The organism is Phytopseudomonas straminea (genome assembly GCF_900112645.1).
Lineage (GTDB): Bacteria > Pseudomonadota > Gammaproteobacteria > Pseudomonadales > Pseudomonadaceae > Aquipseudomonas > Aquipseudomonas straminea.
The window spans coordinates 121,479-138,056 of the sequence record NZ_FOMO01000011.1 but is presented as its reverse complement, the minus strand read 5'-3'; the positions used below and the strand labels follow the sequence as shown (position 1 = coordinate 138,056).

Sequence of the window (16,578 nt, the reverse complement as noted above, 5' to 3'; positions counted from 1 at the left end):
TCGTTGATCTCCGCCGAGGTGCCTTCCTGGGCGCGGATGCAGCCGGCGAAGTAGCGGAAGTGATCGGCGGCCAGCGGCACGTCGGCGTTCAGGGTCTCGCGTACGGCCTTGCCGTTGTCCCAGGTTTCGGCCACGGCCAGCAGTTCGAGGTTGGCTTCGATGCGGTCGGCGATCTTCAAGAGGATCAGCGCGCGGTCCTGCACTGACGTTTTGCCCCAGGCATCGGCGGCAGCGTGGGCGGCATCCAGGGCCTTGTCGATGTCCTTGGCGTCCGAGCGCGGGAATTCGCCGATGGCCGAGGCATCCACCGGGCTGGTATTGGTAAAGTACTGACCGCCCACCGGCGCGACGAACTCGCCGCCGATGTAGTTGCCGTAGCGCGATTTCAGGGTGACGACGGCGCCTGCGGTACCGGGTTTGGCATAAATCATGTGAGTGACCTCTTTATTGTTGGGGGCCTGCTTTCTGAGGCCAGAGACAGGCCGGGGTTCGATTCCGACTGCCAGCAACCTGCCGCCTGCCACCGAATCGCCGTAAACCGGCGTGGCAGAGCCTGCGGCTGCCGAGCTGCTATCAGGATAGACGCCTTCGTCGTTTTTGCCGCGGGGCCCAGCGAAGCCAGTTGCCGCCCCACGGGGAAGATTCTCTGAACATTGCAAGAACCGGGATAGTCACCTGATCACATGCCCACGATCAGGAGACCGACATGCACAAACTCATTGGCTCGACCCTACTGCTCGCCGCCCTGTTCAGCGCAGGTGCGCAGGCGGACGAAGATGGCCTGACCCTACAGCAACAGCGCGACAAAATCGGCGACGAGATGATTCAAGAACGCACCGGTACTCCGCCGACTGACGTAAACGGTGCAGGCCAATCGACTACCGATCCGATGCAACAGCAACAGCAGACGCCGCGCAGCACACTCAACTCCCCTGTCCGTCAGAACGGCACCGGCACCGGCACCGAGCGACAGCCTTCCACAACAGCGCCAAACATAGGTGGTGGCTCGACGGCTCCGGCCACCCCAGGAACCGGCGGTGGCAGCCAAGGCGTCGGCGGTGCGGCAACTCAATAAGGCGAGAATCCGCCACATCAACGACCCTTGCAGCGGCTCGACGGCGAAAACTCGCCAGTCGTGCTGCCTTCTTACTGCCACGCAATAAGCGCAGACTACTAATTAGCTGACTAATAGTTACGCAGGCATGGATCTTGCCTTTCGAGGCGGCCTGCGACGAAAGCGCGCAGATGAAGGTAAATGCCCGGTGTTTCAAAAAATCACCGGGACTGGCCGGTTTCGCAGAACGAAACCTGGCGACGAGCCGCGAACTTGACCGCCTGCTTACCGCACGCGAGTCGGCGTCAGCCTCGCCGCCATGCAATCACATCACTGAAATGGTCTGTCTAAATGAAAAAACTCCTGTTGTCCTTCCTGTGCTTGAGCGCGCTCGGCTGCGCCAAGCAGCCCGAACCGGAAAAATCCGTGGACGTCCTGCTGATCGGCGGGGGCATCATGAGTGCGAGCCTTGGCACCTACCTCAATGAACTGGAGCCGAGCTGGAAAATCGACCTGTACGAGCGTCTGCCTGCGGTCGCCAGCGAGAGCTCCAATGCCTGGAACAACGCCGGCACCGGTCACTCGGCCCTTGCGGAGCTGAATTACACCCCGGAAAAAGAAGACGGCAGCATCGACATCAGCAAGGCAGTGACGATCAACGAGTCCTTCGAGATTTCCAAGCAGTTCTGGGCCTACCAGGTCGAGCAAGGCGTTCTGAAGAACCCGACTTCCTTCATCAATAACGTGCCGCACATGAGCTTCGTGTGGGGTGACAAAAACACCGCGTTCCTCAAGAAGCGCTATGAAGCGCTGCAGCACAGTTCGCTGTTCCGCGGCATGGAGTTCTCCGAGGACCCCGAGCAGATCAAACAGTGGGTACCGCTGGTGATGGAAGGCCGCGAGCCGGGCGAGAAGATCGCTGCCACGCGCATGGAGATCGGCACCGACGTCAATTTCGGCGAGATCACCAATCAGCTGCTCAACAACCTGTCGCAGAAAAAGGACGTGTTCAACGTTCACGTGCAACATGAAGTGCGCGACATCAAGCGCGCCGACGATGGCACCTGGAACGTCGTGGTGGCGGATCTGGCCAACGGCGAGAAGCTGAGCACCGTCAACGCCAAGTTCGTATTCATCGGTGCCGGCGGCGGCGCCCTCAAGCTGCTGCAGAAATCCGGCATTCCGGAAGCCGAAGGCTATGCCGGTTTCCCGGTTGGCGGCTCCTGGTTGGTCACTCGCAATCAGGACATCGTCCAGCAGCACCAGGCCAAGGTTTACGGTATGGCTTCGGTCGGCTCGCCACCCATGTCGGTTCCTCACCTGGATACCCGCGTGATCGATGGCAAGAAGGCGCTGCTGTTCGGCCCATTCGCCACCTTCTCCACCAAGTTTCTGAAGAATGGTTCGCTGCTGGATATGTTCGGCACCATGACCACCCACAACATCTCGCCGATGGTCAATGCCGGCATCGACAACTTCTCCCTGAGCACCTACCTGATCGGCCAGCTGATGCTCAGCCAGGAAGACCGCATGGATTCGCTGCGCGAGTACTTCCCGATGGCCCGTGACGAAGACTGGGAAATGCTGCAGGCCGGCCAACGCGTACAGATCATCAAGAAGGATGCGGAGAAAGGCGGCATCCTGCAGTTCGGCACCGAAGTGGTCAGCTCCGAAGATGGCTCCATCGCCGCACTGCTGGGCGCATCGCCGGGTGCTTCCACCGCCGCGCCGATCATGCTTCACCTGATGGAGCGTACCTTCAAGGACAAGATCAAATCGCCGGAGTGGCAGGCCAAGCTGAAGGAGATCATCCCCTCCTACGGCCAGAACCTGAACAACAACCTGGAACTGACCAACCAGACCCGCGCCTGGAGCAGCGAGCGTCTGCAGTTGAAGTTCGTCGAGGTCAAGCCGGAGGCGCAAGCCGAGGATGCGCAGCAGGCAGAAGCTGCAGCGCTGTAAATCTGGCTAAGCGACGTCTCCACGCTCGGCGCCCAGCTGAAACGAAAAACGGCCCGCGAGGGCCGTTTTTTTATGGATGGTCAGCAAGCGCTCACGCCGGCTGTGCGGCCTTGCCGTTGGCCACGAAGCGCAGCATCCACTCGCCGACTGTACGCCCGTGGTGCGCCTGATCCAGCGTCTGGACCGCCGCCCGGTAAGTGGGTTCGCCGATGTGCTGCTGGCGGATGTCCAGCAACGCCCGGGAATACTCGGGCACGAATTCGGGGTGGCCCTGGAAGCACAGCACCTGATCGCCGATGCGATAGGCCGCATGGGCGCAAAACGGGCTGGTGGCCAGCAGTGTGGCGTTTTCCGGCAAGCGGGTGACCTGGTCCTGATGGCTGATCAATAGCGTCAGCTCATCCAGTTTCGGCGTCATCCAGTCGGGCTGCTCGGTGAGCTGGTAATGGTGGATACCCACGCCCCAACCCGCGCTCGCCCGCTCGGCCTTGCCACCGAGCAACAACGCCAGCAGCTGGTGACCGAAGCAGATACCCAGCAACTTGTCGCCGGCCTGGTAACGCTCGAGCAGGTACATCTTCAACGTTTCGATCCAGGGGTCGGTGGCGAAGGAATCGGCCTTGCTGCCGGTGACCAGATACGCATCGAAGCGCGCATCGGCAGGCGGATAGTCGCCCTGCATCACATTGAACACGTGGAACTCGGCGGCGATGGCCTGGCCCGCGAAGAGACGTTCGAACATCTTGCCGTAGCCCTGATACTGGTCGACCAGCTCGGGACGCAGGATGTCGGTTTCCAGAATGCAGATCTGCAGCGACATGGCGGTACCTGAAAAGAGAAACGAAGCAGGCAAAGCCTGCCTTGGCTGCTGCATCAAGGCAAGAGGCATGCCGCTATCCGAACCATCAGCCGTTTCGATGGCCGTCATAAGCCATATTCACCTCTCCCCCATCACAGGCGCGCCGATGATTGCGGCATCGGCCCAACGGCCCTTCACGAGCACGGCCTCATGCACAGCCAAACCATCCGCTACGCGCGCAACGGCGCCCTGGCCGCCATCGCGTTCTACCTGGCAATCGCCCTGCCCCTATTGGCGGCCAGCATGCAGCACCCGAGTCCACCAGTGCCGACACTGAGCGAAGCACCAGCGGCCGCACCAGACCAGGGCAGTTTTACCTGAACCCCAAGCGAAGCGTGGAACTCCAACGACCAGTGCCTGTTCGCAGGTACGACATTCCTATTGCGTAAAGGAGTTCCACGATGCTCAAGAAGACTCTGACTGCCCTTACCGCCGCTGCTGCCCTGAGCGCAGGCGCCGCCATGGCCGACCGCCCGGGCGCCGACTGGATCAGCATCGAGCAGGCGCTGAGCAGCGCCAAGCAGGCTGGGTATACCCAGATTCACAAGATCGAGGCCGACGATGCCGGCTATTGGGAAGGTGAAGGCACCAAGGAGGACAACCGTCTTTATGAGTTCCGTGTGGATGGCAAGACTGGCAAGGTTATCCGTGAGCAGCTGGACGACTGATCCAGCGTAGGAAGACCGGCCCCAGTGGCCGGTTTTTCATTGACTCGCGCGAGCCCGACGAACGGTTATGTCCAGCGAAATAGCCTTTGCAGGGCGCACAACGTCTGGCTCCACGGTTGTACGCAAGTGTAAAAGCGTTCCATATCCTTGTAGCAGGATAAAACGCCTTTTTAGCAACAAAGCGATCTAAAAAATCAAATCGCCCGCTCTACAGTCAATACATATGCCGTCGGGTTTTGCCGAGGCGCTGGGGACGAGGCGGTTTTCACGGCCCACATGACAACAATCACAAAAGGTGAATGGCCATGTTCAAGAAACCCAAATTCCGCCAAGCGGGGCTGATCCTCTTCGCCACCGCCGTTCTGCTGATTCTTCCCAACCTGAGCCGCATGATTGGCTGACGCCGATCAGCCGACTCGGGGCATCCACCAGGCCAGGATCAGCGGCAGCCAGCCAATGGCCAATAGCGTCGAACACATCACCAGGCTCGCGACTTGTTCGGGCGAGCGATTGGCGCGGATCGCGAACAGGTAGTTGAATACCGCCACCGGCATCGCCGACTGCACCACCAGCACGGCGTGAGTCAGCGGCTCCAGCCCCATCACCGCGCCGATTGCCCAGCCGACGCCAGCCCCCAGCATAATGCGCAGCGCCCCCAGCACCAGGCCGGAGCCAAGGTGATGCAGGCGAATGCTGGCCAGTGAAACGCCCAGGGTCAGTAGCATCAGCGGAATGGTCATGCCGCCCAAAAGGCCTACGGTATTGGCGACCCAGCGTGGCAACTGCAGATCCCAGAAAATCATTGGCAAAGCCACAATCAAGCTGATCATGATCGGGTTGCGCAGCAGGTTGCCCAGTAGCTGCTTGGTAGAGGTCGCGCTGCCGGACAACGCGACGCCAACGCTGAATTGCATGATCGACAACGTAAGGAAGAACGCCACGGCGAGCGCCAAGCCATGTTCGCCAAAGGCATACAGGCTGATCGGCAGGCCCATGTTGCCGGTGTTGGGAAACAGGAACGCCGGCACCAACACCTTCCACTGCTGGCGGAACAGCCGACTGAACAGCGCGCCGAACAGCCCCATGCATAGGGTCACCAGTACGCAACCCAGGGCCATGCTGGTAAACGCTTCGGGGTCGATATCGGCGCGGCTGAGGGTCGCCAGTACCAGGCTCGGCGTGCCGATGGTCAGCACCAGGCGGGCGATGAACTCGGTGGGGTATTGCTGGCCGCTACGGGCCCAGGCATAGCCGATGCCGGAAACGATGATCACCGGCGCCAGTACAGCAAACAACTCGGCCAGCATGGCCTCTCCCTTTGGGCAAAGCGCGCATGCTAGGGGCGATCAGCTGCTGATCGCAAGCACTGACGGCATGAATGGGCACAGCGATCCAGCATGGCTCGCTCGCGGCCCTTACCCATCACTGTGCCTGCACCTGAATCAGCGGCTCGACATCGACCCGCGCCATCATCCGCTCGCTGCCGCCGCCACGGCGCATGCCGCGTACCGGGCAGGCATCCAGGTAATCGAGGCCGATGGCCAGCTTGAGATGGCGCTCCGGGCGCGCCAGACAGTTGGTCACGTCGAAGCTGTACCAGGCGCCATCGAGCCAAGCCTCGGCCCAGGCGTGGCTGGCCAGGTGATCCTGACTGTCGGTCACCAGATAGCCAGATACGTAACGCGCCGGAATGCTGAGGCTGCGCGCGCAGGCGAGAAAGGCGTGGGCATGGTCCTGGCAGACGCCCTGACGCCCGGCGAACGCTTCGGCAGCGCTGGTTTCCACGGCAGTGGCCCCGGGCTGATAGCGAATGTGGTCGTTGAGGCCATGCATCAGGTCGATCAGCGCGTTGCGATCACGGCGCTGGGCGCACTGCTTCCAGGCGAACTCACGCAGCGCTGCATCCGCCTCTGTCAGCCGGGTGAAGCGCAGGAACGGCAGCGCCGACTGGCTCTCGTGCTCGGCATCACTGGACTCGTCGATATCTACCAGGCCTTGGGCGCCGATGACAATGGACTCGTGAGGTTCGTCCAGAGTCAGCACGTGGAGAATGTTGCCGTAGGGGTCGCGCTGCGCACGAACCGGCCGCGGCAGATCCAGCTGCCAGTCGAGGATTTGCTGGCGAGTGCTGTCATGGGGCGTAAGGCGCAGGTACTGGATGCTGGCCCGTACCTGATCGTCGTAGTGATAGCTGGTGTTGTGGCGAATGGACAGTCTCATGCGACCTCCAGATAGGACGTGTGAATGGCGCTGCCGAGTTCGTGAATCTGCTCGATGAATTCGGTCAGCCAGGCGTGCAGCCCCTCCTCCAGCACCTCATCGATGCTGGTGTAGCGCAGCCGCGCATTGAGTTCGGCCGCCAGGCGCTGCGCCGGGCGGCCGTTGTCGCCGGGCAGGCCGGCGAGCATCTGGTACAACTCGTCCATGCAGGCGCTCAGCGAGCGCGGTACCTCGCGACGCAGCAGCAGCAATTCCGACACTTTGCGCGCGCCCGGCGAGCCCCGATAGACCTCGGCGAACGCCTCGAACGAGGACAGCGCGCGCAGCAAGGCGCTCCACTGGTAATAACTGTGAGCCGGCCGGCCATCGACCTCATCGACGTCCTCGCCCATCAGTTCGTAGCGTGAATCGAGCAGGCGCAGGGTGTTGTCGGCGCGCTCGATGAAGGTGCCCAGGCGAATGAAGCGATAGGCCTCGCCACGCACGATGGTGCCGAAGGTGGCACCACGGAACAGATGCGAGCGCTCCTTGACCCACTCGCAGAACCGGCTGATGCCATAACGGCCCAGCCCCTGCTCGGCGATGCCGCGAATTTCAAGCCAGGTGGCGTTGATGTTCTCCCACATGTCGGCCGTAATTCGCCCGCGCACGGCGTGGGCATTGCTGCGTGCCGCACCCAGGCAGCTGTAGATGCTCGCGGGGTTCTCGGCGTCCAGAGCGAAGAAATGCAGAATGCGCTCGGCGTGCAGCGCGCCATGGCGTTGCTGGTAATCCTCCATGGTGCCGGTGATCAGCAGTGGCATCGCCAATTCGTCGAGGCCACCACGGCGCCCGTCCTGTGGCATCAGCGACAACGAGTAGCTGACGTCCAGCATGCGCGCCAGGTTCTCCGCGCGCTCCAGATAGCGGGACATCCAGTACAGGTCAGAGGCGGTTCTCGATAGCATGCTCAGTCCTCCACCACCCAGGTGTCCTTGGTGCCGCCGCCCTGCGACGAGTTGACCACCAGCGAGCCTTCACGCAGCGCCACGCGGGTCAGGCCGCCGGGCACGATGCGTGTTTCCTTGCCGGACAGCACGAAGGGGCGCAGGTCGATGTGCCGCGGCGCGATGCCGTTCTCCACGAATGTCGGGCAGGTCGACAGGCACAGCGTCGGTTGGGCGATATAGGCTTCCGGCCTGGCAATCAGGCGCAGGCGAAAGGCCTCGATTTCCGCGTTGCTGGCCGCGGGACCGACGAGCATCCCGTAACCGCCCGAGCCCTGGGTTTCCTTGACCACCAGGTCCTTCAAGTTGGCCAGCACGTGCGACAGCTCGGCCGGCTTGCGGCACTGCCAGGTCGGTACATTCTTGAGGATCGGCTCCTCGTCCAGATAGAAACGAATCATCTCGCCAACATAGGGGTAGATCGATTTGTCGTCCGCCACGCCGGTGCCGATGGCATTGGCCAGCACCACGTTGCCCGACCGATAGGTGGAAAGCAGCCCGGGTACCCCGAGCGTCGACTCCGGGTTGAAGGCCAACGGATCGAGAAAGGCGTCATCCAGGCGGCGATACACCACGTCGACCTGCTTGGCGCCAGCGGTGGTGCGCATGAACAGCTTGTCGTCACGCACGAACAGGTCGGCGCCCTCCACCAGCTCGACGCCCATCTCCCGCGCCAGGAACGCGTGCTCGAAATAGGCGCTGTTGAACCGCCCTGGGGTGAGGACCACCACGGTAGGGTTGTCGAGCGGGCTGGAGCTCTTCAGGGTGTCGAGCAGCAGGCTGGGATAGTGATCGATGGGTGCGATGCGCTGGTTGGCGAACAGCTCGGGGAACAGGCGCATCATCATCTTGCGGTCTTCGAGCATGTAGCTCACGCCGCTGGGGGTACGCAGGTTGTCCTCGAGCACGTAATAGGTGCCGTCGCCATCGCGCACCAGATCGACGCCGGCGATATGCGCATACAGGTCACGGTGCAGATCGAGACCCTGCATCGCCAGTTGATAGCCTTCGTTGGCCAGCACCTGTTCGGCCGGAATCAGGCCCGCCTTGATGATGCGCTGATCGTGGTAGAGATCGGCGAGAAACATGTTCAGCGCCTGCACGCGCTGGATGCAGCCACGCTCGACGATACGCCATTCGCTTGCTGGAATGCTGCGCGGAATAATATCGAAGGGAATCAGCCGCTCAGTGCCCTGAGCGTCGCCATACAGGGTAAAGGTGATGCCGGCGCGGTGAAAAAGCAGATCCGCCTCACGGCGGCGCTGGTCGAGCAGTTCCTGAGGTGTTTCCTGCAGCCAGCGGGAAAAGGCCTGGTAATGGGGGCGGCAGGTGCCGTCCGGCAGGTGCATCTCGTCGTAAAAGGCGCGGGTCATGCTCTACTCCTTGCAACCCAGTTCGACGCAGACAGTGCAAGCGTCGAGCCACCGAATTTAGGCCTTTATAATCAAGTACTTATTTTTAAAACCGGACCGCCTTGCACCATATTGGAGCGCAATGAGCGCACTCAGGCAGGTCGCCTGCACAATCTGCTGACATCGGCTTTCCAGACCGCCTGACTAAGCTGCTCTACCCCATGAAATCTCGGACAGGCGAGGCGGCAAAGCATTGCACTTTTATGTAGCGTGCCCTTTTGTCCAGAAATGTCAGCGCGGCGGAAACATTGCCGGCGTGTAGCGTTCCCACCTGAGAGTGGTCAGGTATCGACCTGGCCGGCATGCCTCTCCGGACAAGGATTCCCACCATGAACCGCAGCCTGATCCCGCCCTACCTTCTCGACCGCATCATCGGCCACGGCTCCGAGCAGCAGCGCGATTGCGCGCGCAACACCCTGCAGCACGTTGCCTCCCTCAGGCACAACAACGGCAAGCAGCGCCCGAATAACATGCAGGCGCGCCAGCTGATGGCCGCTGGCCAACCCGAGCGCAGCATCCATGATGCGCAGCAGCGGATGCAGCTACCCGGCCAGCTCGTTCGCGGCGAAGGCCAGCCAGCCAGTGGCGACGAGGCGGCCGACGAAGCTTACGAGGCCCTGGGTGCCACCTACCGGTTCTTCCACGAGGTGCTCGGCCGGCATTCCATCGATGGTAATGGCCTGCCGCTGATCGGCACCGTGCATTACGGCCAGCGCTACGAGAACGCCTTCTGGAACGGCGAGCAGATGGTTTTCGGCGACGGTGACGGCGAGATCTTCAACCGTTTCACCATTGCCCTGGATGTGGTCGCCCACGAGCTGACCCACGGCGTGATCGACAGTGAAGCGGCGCTGGTTTACGTCAACCAGTCTGGGGCGCTCAACGAATCGCTGTCCGACGTGTTCGGCATCCTCACCAAGCAATACGCCTTGCAGCAGACTGCCCAGCAGTCGGACTGGATCATCGGCGCCGGCTTGCTTACCGAGTGGGTCAACGGCAAGGGCCTGCGTTCCATGGCAGAACCTGGCAGCGCCTACGAGGATCCGCTGCTGGGCAAGGACCCGCAGCCGGCCCACATTCGCGACTTCGTGCAGACCCGCGAGGATAATGGTGGTGTTCATATCAACTCCGGCATCCCCAACCGCGCCTTCTATCTGGCCGCGACCGCGCTGGGCGGCCATGCCTGGGAAAAGGCCGGGCCGATCTGGTACGACACCTTGTGTGATGAACGGCTAGGCAACGACGCCGACTTCACCGCCTTCGCGAGCCTGTGCGTGGATCGCGCCGCACAGCGCTTCGGCCAGAGCTCAAGCGAAGCCGCTGCGGTAGCCAAGGCATGGAAGGATGTGGGCGTCGAGGTGACGCAACCATGAACAAGCTGCCGCCGTTGACCGACGAGGCCCTGGTGCGCATATCGCGCCAGGGCGGTTTCGCGGCGATTGCCGCGCTCAGCCGTCCACGGGAGATCGACTTCGCTCAGTGCGACCCCGAACAGCGTGGCCAGGTGTGTTCGCTACTCGAAGCCTGCCTGCCGATAGCCAGCAGCCAGCCTGGCCAGGGCGACCGACGCTTCTATCGCATCGAGCTTCGAAGTTGCGCCGAGCGCGCGCAGGAGATGGTGCTGAACGTTCCCGAGGAGCAGGCTCCCCGGGATCTGGTGACACTTTGGGAAAAAGGACTGTAGCGCCGAGCGGCGCTACTCGTGCGAGCTGGTGGCGCTGATCTGCTGGGTCACGCCCCAGCCGTCCAGCTCACCGCCCAGGGGGATCACCACAGACTCCAGATCCTGGGCGAAATCACCGATGCCGGCCGGCGTCACGTGCATGACCTTGCTGACCTGCAGATACCAGTCGCCCTCGTCACGCTCGGTGACCTGGGCGTGTAGGCTCTCGCCGCGAAAGTTGCGAGTGGCCTTCAGGGCCCGGTCCTGGTCGGGAAAAATAGCGTAGAACTCGATGGGATGGACGCTGGCGAAATCGAATCCGCCTTCCTTCATGCGGCGCAGAATGCCGCTACCAACATCTTCGTGCAGAATCGTGCTCATAGTTGATCTCCATCAGACGAGGATTGGATACGCCGTAAAACGGCGATCTGACTCAACATGCAACACACGGCGCACCGTGATGACGCGAAGGCCTGGGGCCTCTGGTACGAGCTGAAGTGAAGATACGTGCTCGATCAACGCAGCACGCCCTCAAAGCATAGACCGCGGGGCGCGCCGGGTCATGCAACTATCTTTTTCCACAGTTCGTCGGACCACAGCGCCAGCCCGTGGTGCCGTGTCATACCCGCAATTGAAGCCACGCCCTGCTGGCGGCGCCACTTGCATCGTGCTTGCCGCCCCGACACAGCAGGCCTCGATTACCCACGGCAAATGGCTGGTCAATCGGCATCTAGATAAAAGTCGGGATCTTTTTTGCGAAAACGTGGCCAAACGCCACGCAGCATGAGACTGCGACGAAAGGCCTGCATACGCAGCGGGCCTTTTGCTCTGCACCGGCATACCCATGCCTGATTCTCCCGGTCTCATGCCTTACCGACTCGGCCGCCTCGCGCGGCCGCTCCCATTCGAGACGAAGGTTGGATTTTCATGGCGAACCGTACGCTTTCAATTTCCGCTGTTGTGATGACCAGTATTCTGGCGCTGAGCGCCTGCAGCGACGCCAGCAATACCCCCGCCAAAACCGCCTCCGCCGCCCAGAGCAGCCCGCCCAAGCTGCAGGAAAAGGAGGACCTGAGTCCCTTCGCCGGCTTTGCCAGCGCCCGGTTTGGTAGTGACGAAACGGCCGTGCGCGCAGCCTGGAAAGGCTCGCTGCGTGACGGCGGCGGCTCGGGCACCTGTCGCCAACTGTTTCAGGATCCGCGTCCGGCCAACGGCTTCGGCACCTCATTCATGCTCGAGAACGGCCAATTCGTGCGTTATGACATCGACACCCGCGAGCGCAAGGCGCCCCGCGGCCTGCAGGTGGGCAGCAGTTCCCAGCAAATTCGCGCGACCTATCCGGGTCGCTTCGAGGAGCAGCCCAACAAATACGAGCCAGGTGCCACCGATTTCATCGTCACGCCTTACACCGATAGCGACGCTCGCCTGGTATTCCAAACCGATAGCAATGGTGTAGTGACCCGGTGGCGCATCGGCCTGCCGCCTGCGGTGTTCTATGTGGAAGGTTGCAGCTGACCACTCACCTGCCCTAATCAAAAACCGGCGCATATGCGCCGGTTTTCATTTCTGCCTCAGGGCTTTGGTTTGTCAGGCATGCCGTCCACCACGCCAGCAGTATTGTCCAGCAGGCTCTTGGTGGCGGTTTGCAGGAAGGCCTCCAGGCGTTTCTTCAGCGTCTCGTCGACCGGGCCTTCGATGCGCGTGGCCGCCGGCTTTGCACCCAGCTGATAGCGGTACATCCGCGGCTCGAAATCCTTGGGCTGCACCAGTATCTGGTCAGCCGTGACGATGGCCACGGTCTGATCACCGCCCGAAGGTTTGATCACTCCTACACCTGTGTCGCCCTCAGGCAGATTGAGCAGGTCACGGCCCCAGCACTGGTGGCGTGCATCGCCACCAAGGCGGCCCATGATGGTTGGCACGATATCGACCTGGGTGCCGACGGTGTGGCTGACCTTGCCGAACTTCTCCTGAATGCCGGGGGCGATCAGCAAGAGCGGCACGTTGAAACGGTGCAGATCGATATCGGTCAGCTGATCGGGCGCTACGTAGCCATGGTCACCGACCACCACGAACAGCGTCTGGTTGAAATACGGCTCCTTGCGCGCCTTCTCGAAGAACTGCCCCAACGCCCAGTCCGAATAGCGCATCGCGGTGCGGTGCAGGTCTTCCTTGCCGTCGATCATCACCCGCTCCACCGGCAAATCCTTGGGCAGTGCATAGGGCGTATGGTTGGAAAGGGTCTGTAGCAGCGCGTAGAAGGGTTTCTGGCCGTAATTGGTTTTCAGCTCCAGGGCGCCGCGGTCGAACATGTCCTGATCGGACACGCCCCAGGTCGGGTCCATGAACACCGGGTCGACGAAATCCTCGCGGCCAATGAAATTGGTCATGCCCTGGTTGCTGAAGAAGCCGGACTGGTTGTCCCACTGGAAATTGCCGTTGTAGACGTACAGGTTGTCGTAGCCACGGGCGCTGAGCAGCTGCGGCAGGCCGGAGAACTTGTGGGCACCTTCCGGCGTGCGCATCAGGTACTCGAAGCTCGGCAGGTTCGGGAAGCACGCCATGGTGGCGAACATGCCCTGATGGGTGTGGGTGCCGTTGGAGAAGAAACGGTCGAACAGCAGCCCCTCCTTGCTCAGCTTGTCAAAGTTCGGCGTGATATTGCCCGGTGCTCCAAGCGCGCCGACCGAATGGCCGGCGAAGCTTTCCATCAGGATCACCACCACGTTGCGAATCGGTAGGGTCTTGTCGCTCGGCGGCGTGTAGACGCGGCGGATGGCGGCGCTGTCGGCGTCGACCAACTGGTCGTCCGGGGTCAGCAGCATGTCGCGAGTGATCTGCCGGGCCTGCTCATCCTCCATGGTCGACTTCCAGGTGTTGTCGCGGTGTGCGCTGAACGTTGCCTGAGCGGCACTGACCAGGGTCAGCGTGCCATTGAGGCCGAGCTGGTTGGCGAACATCGATTCGGTGGTGTAGGCATCACCCCAGCGCAGCGGCGGCCCCTGACGCAAATGACCACGGGCAGCGATCACCGCGATCAGCAGGCAAAGAAAGAACGCCGAGAAGCGCCAGTACCAGGCCACCGTTGGCCGAGCGGTACCCGCAGCAACCGGCGTTTTGGCCCGACTGGCGCGGTCGAAACGGCTGAACATCCACCACAGCAGGCCAGTGATCACGGCCCAGGCGATCAGATAGCGCGCCACCGGAAAGCCGTTCCACAGCATGCTCATCACCGTGGCTTGGTCTTCCTGCAGGTACTGGAACACCAGGCTGTTCAGACGCTGGTGAAATTCCTTGTAGAAATCCAGCTCGGCCAGGCCGAGAAACAGCGTGATGCTGGCGAACAAGGTCAGCCAGGTGCGCTGCCAGATGCGCGCGAGCATGACGCGGGTGCTGAGTAGCGCGATCAGCAGCGGCGCACAGGCGTAAACCACCACGCGCAGGTCGAAGCGCATCCCATTGTAGAAAGCCTCCACAAAGGCGGCGCCCGGCGTGTCGCCGATCAGCTCGCGGTTATAGACCAGCAAGGCGACGCGCAGCAGCGTGTACATCACCAACAGGGCAAGGCCGCTGTACAGGGTGAAGAGCAACTGGCTGCGTAAGGGATTCGATGTTTTTTGAGGGGTGCCCTGAACTGCTGTAGGGGTCATGATCGATCTTCCGCTTGAGACATTTACGGCAGGCCCGGCCAATTCGGCGAGCGGCGCCGCAGCAGTGTGCTCGCTCGGATGTGAAAATTTTGTCGACAGCCCTCTCCGTGCCGTTTGAAAGTCACTTTGCACGCAGACAAAGTCTTGCCACGAGGTTATCGTCGTCGCCATGACCAACACCCTCCTCACCCTGCCCTACCAGGCGCCCTGGGACTGGCAGCAGTTCCACGCTCACTTCCAGCTGCGCGCCATCGCCGGCCAGGAATGCCTGGGTGAACGCGATTACTGCCGTAGCTTTCGCCTGGGCGAAGTTACCGGCTGGTTTCGCGTTACCGCCCTGCCTGACCAGCACGCCCTGACCCTGGAGCACAGCGCCTCGGCCAACGCCTGCCTGCCGGAATTGGTACAGCGCGTACGGCGTATGTTCGACATGGACGCTGAACCTGCGCTGATCGCCGCGCATTTCGCGGCCGACCAATATCTGGCAGAGATGCTGGCACGCAATCCAGGCCTACGCCTGCCGACCGCCTTCGATGCCTTCGAGCAAGCGGTGCGCGCCATCGTCGGCCAGCAGGTCACCGTCAAGGCCGCGGTGACTATCACCGGGCGTTTGATAACGCGGCTTGGCGAATCGCTGGAGGGAGCCCCCGACGGTATCGACCGGCTGTTTCCAACGCCGGCGGCCATCGCCGAGGCCAATCTCGACGGCATCGGCATGCCCGGCAAACGGGTGCAGACCCTGCAGCATTTCGCCGCCCAGGTTGCCAGCGGCGCGCTACGCCTGGATATCAGTCAGGGGGCGAGCGAGCTGATCGAGCAGCTGTGCGCTCTGCCCGGCATCGGCCCATGGACAGCCGAATACATCGCCCTGCGTGCTTTCGGCGACGCCGACGCCTTCCCCGCCAGTGACCTGGGCCTGCTCAAGGCGCCGATCTGGGGCCCGGCCGGCATCAGCGCCCGGCAACTGCAATTGCATGCCGAGGCCTGGCGGCCGTGGCGCGCCTATGCCGCCGCGCATCTGTGGCATAACTACTCGGGAGGCTGAGGATGTTCTATCGCTATCAGGAAAGCCCTATCGGCCGCCTGTTCATGGTCGGCGACGAGCACGGTCTGCAGCAGTTGCTGATGGACGTGGAGCGCACGCCCTGGCGGATCGGTGATGGGTGGCGCGAGGCCGGCTCACAGCTCGATGACGCCAGCCGCCAGCTCGATGAATACTTCGAAGGCCGCCGGCGACGCTTCGAGCTGCGCCTCAACCCGCAGGGTACGCCCTTCCAGCAGGCGGTTTGGCGAGCGCTGCAGCAAATTCCCTTCGGCAAGATCGACAGCTACAGCGCCCTCGCCCAGCGCATCAAGCGGCCCAAAGCAGTACGCGCCGTGGGCGCGGCCAATGGCGCCAATTCGATCTGCATCATCATTCCCTGCCACCGGGTGATCGGCCGTGACGGCAGCCTCACCGGCTTTGCCGGCGGCCTGCCGCGCAAACAGCTGCTGCTGGAGCTCGAAGGCGCGGTGCCGCGGCCCCAAGCAAACCTGTTCGATTAGTCCTCCAGGCGCGGGAAATCGCCAGCGATAGCATCACCACTTGGCCGCACCGCCACGGCGTTTGCGGCAGACAGACGAATCGCCGCGCAGTGGGGAAATTCGCCCAGATCGAACCAGTGACGCGTGCCGGCCGGCACGCTGATCAGCGCATTGCGCTCACCGACCAAGGCATACACGTAGTCATCGACATGCAGGCTCAGCAGGCCCTGCCCGGCCAGGAACAGGTACAGCTGCGCGCCGTCGGCCAGCACCTCGACCGGCGCCTGAACCGGTTTGTCGCCCTCGCGGGGCCAGTGGCGCTGGTCGATGCTGATCACCTCGGCGTGGCTCAGGTCGCTGTCACGCTTGAGCGGCTCCAGGATCTCGCCTAGCGCAGCCAGAATTTCCTGCTCGCTAGCGCCAGCCTGCAGGCGGTTTTCCAGCGGCAACTCGCGAAACTCGATACCGACCGCCGCCAGTGTGCTGGCGATGTCTTCGGCATGGCCCAGCACCTTGTTGGGGATCTGCGGGCTGGACTGGTGGTGAACGCTCAGGCGACTCATGGGTGATTCCTGTCTGC

General features: G+C 62.4%; 18 protein-coding genes. 9 read left to right on the top strand and 9 right to left on the bottom strand.

Annotated features, from left to right (window positions below; all coding sequences use genetic code 11):
* Positions 1-431, bottom strand: a 431-nt coding sequence (locus BM279_RS20925) for an aldehyde dehydrogenase family protein (protein WP_143103618.1), incomplete at its 3' end; no start/stop codon positions are given.
* A 275-nt stretch (positions 432-706) separates the two neighbouring features.
* Here BM279_RS20925 and BM279_RS20920 point away from each other — a divergent pair.
* Both BM279_RS20920 and mqo read left to right on the top strand, forming a co-directional pair.
* The gene (locus tag BM279_RS20920; protein WP_093506993.1) at positions 707-1,075 is read left to right on the top strand and encodes a hypothetical protein; all 369 of its coding nucleotides are present in this window, start codon (positions 707-709) and stop codon (positions 1,073-1,075) included.
* 330 nt (positions 1,076-1,405) lie between these two features.
* Entirely contained in the window at positions 1,406-3,016 is a 1,611-nt protein-coding gene (gene mqo, locus BM279_RS20915) for a malate dehydrogenase (quinone) (protein WP_093506991.1), read from the top strand.
* A 91-nt stretch (positions 3,017-3,107) separates the two neighbouring features.
* On the opposite strand, the gene BM279_RS20910 is transcribed toward mqo, so the two are convergent.
* Positions 3,108-3,836 (bottom strand): amidotransferase, encoded by a 729-nt coding sequence (locus BM279_RS20910; protein WP_027905212.1) that lies wholly within the window; start codon positions 3,834-3,836, stop codon positions 3,108-3,110.
* A gap of 189 nt (positions 3,837-4,025) precedes the next feature.
* On the opposite strand from BM279_RS20910, the gene BM279_RS23445 reads away from it, so the two are divergent.
* Entirely contained in the window at positions 4,026-4,196 is a 171-nt protein-coding gene (locus BM279_RS23445; protein WP_167363183.1) for a hypothetical protein, read from the top strand.
* A gap of 80 nt (positions 4,197-4,276) precedes the next feature.
* Complete coding sequence (locus BM279_RS20905; protein WP_093506989.1) at positions 4,277-4,543, top strand: PepSY domain-containing protein; 267 nt, start codon at positions 4,277-4,279, stop codon at positions 4,541-4,543.
* A 407-nt stretch (positions 4,544-4,950) separates the two neighbouring features.
* Here the strand turns inward: BM279_RS20905 and BM279_RS20900 are convergent, their stop codons facing one another.
* The 4 genes from BM279_RS20900 to BM279_RS20885 form a co-directional block, all read right to left on the bottom strand.
* The gene (locus BM279_RS20900; RefSeq protein WP_093506987.1) at positions 4,951-5,850 is read right to left on the bottom strand and encodes an AEC family transporter; all 900 of its coding nucleotides are present in this window, start codon (positions 5,848-5,850) and stop codon (positions 4,951-4,953) included.
* Between the two features lie 115 nt (positions 5,851-5,965).
* A complete protein-coding gene (locus BM279_RS20895; protein WP_093506985.1) occupies positions 5,966-6,763 on the bottom strand; it encodes a transglutaminase family protein in 798 nt (265 codons plus the stop codon).
* Positions 6,760-7,710 carry an alpha-E domain-containing protein gene (locus BM279_RS20890; protein WP_093506983.1) on the bottom strand — a complete coding sequence of 317 codons (951 nt, stop codon included), beginning with the start codon at positions 7,708-7,710 and terminating at the stop codon, positions 6,760-6,762. The genes BM279_RS20895 and BM279_RS20890 overlap by 4 nt, the downstream gene beginning before the upstream one ends.
* Before the next feature lie 2 nt (positions 7,711-7,712).
* Entirely contained in the window at positions 7,713-9,122 is a 1,410-nt protein-coding gene (locus BM279_RS20885) for a circularly permuted type 2 ATP-grasp protein (RefSeq protein WP_093506981.1), read from the bottom strand.
* A gap of 368 nt (positions 9,123-9,490) precedes the next feature.
* On the opposite strand from BM279_RS20885, the gene BM279_RS20880 reads away from it, so the two are divergent.
* Together BM279_RS20880 and BM279_RS20875 are read left to right on the top strand one after the other, a co-directional pair.
* The gene (locus tag BM279_RS20880; protein ID WP_093506979.1) at positions 9,491-10,534 is read left to right on the top strand and encodes a M4 family metallopeptidase; all 1,044 of its coding nucleotides are present in this window, start codon (positions 9,491-9,493) and stop codon (positions 10,532-10,534) included.
* Positions 10,531-10,845, top strand: a complete 315-nt coding sequence (locus BM279_RS20875; RefSeq protein WP_093506977.1) for a protealysin inhibitor emfourin — start codon at positions 10,531-10,533, stop codon at positions 10,843-10,845. Before BM279_RS20880 ends, BM279_RS20875 begins: the two co-directional genes overlap by 4 nt.
* A 12-nt stretch (positions 10,846-10,857) precedes the next feature.
* Here BM279_RS20875 and BM279_RS20870 read toward each other — a convergent pair whose 3' ends face one another.
* Positions 10,858-11,205: a ribonuclease E inhibitor RraB gene (locus tag BM279_RS20870; protein ID WP_093506975.1), complete on the bottom strand. Its 348-nt coding sequence runs from the start codon at positions 11,203-11,205 to the stop codon at positions 10,858-10,860.
* Positions 11,206-11,787: 582 nt separating this feature from the next.
* On the opposite strand from BM279_RS20870, the gene BM279_RS23440 reads away from it, so the two are divergent.
* Complete coding sequence (locus BM279_RS23440; RefSeq protein WP_093506973.1) at positions 11,788-12,339, top strand: hypothetical protein; 552 nt, start codon at positions 11,788-11,790, stop codon at positions 12,337-12,339.
* 56 nt (positions 12,340-12,395) lie between these two features.
* Here the strand turns inward: BM279_RS23440 and BM279_RS20855 are convergent, their stop codons facing one another.
* Positions 12,396-14,474 carry an LTA synthase family protein gene (locus BM279_RS20855; protein ID WP_244154201.1) on the bottom strand — a complete coding sequence of 693 codons (2,079 nt, stop codon included), beginning with the start codon at positions 14,472-14,474 and terminating at the stop codon, positions 12,396-12,398.
* A gap of 169 nt (positions 14,475-14,643) precedes the next feature.
* Here BM279_RS20855 and BM279_RS20850 point away from each other — a divergent pair, with 169 nt between their 5' ends.
* Positions 14,644-15,519, top strand: a complete 876-nt coding sequence (locus BM279_RS20850) for a DNA-3-methyladenine glycosylase family protein (protein ID WP_093506970.1) — start codon at positions 14,644-14,646, stop codon at positions 15,517-15,519.
* Positions 15,520-15,521: 2 nt separating this feature from the next.
* On the top strand, positions 15,522-16,019 hold the full coding sequence (locus BM279_RS20845; protein ID WP_093506968.1) for a methylated-DNA--[protein]-cysteine S-methyltransferase: 498 nt from the start codon (positions 15,522-15,524) through the stop codon (positions 16,017-16,019).
* Here the strand turns inward: BM279_RS20845 and BM279_RS20840 are convergent.
* Positions 16,016-16,561, bottom strand: coding sequence for an acireductone dioxygenase (locus BM279_RS20840; protein ID WP_167363182.1), 546 nt, complete (start codon positions 16,559-16,561; stop codon positions 16,016-16,018). The two genes, BM279_RS20845 and BM279_RS20840, sit on opposite strands and share 4 nt — an antisense overlap.
* Between the last annotated feature and the right edge of the window lie 17 nt (positions 16,562-16,578).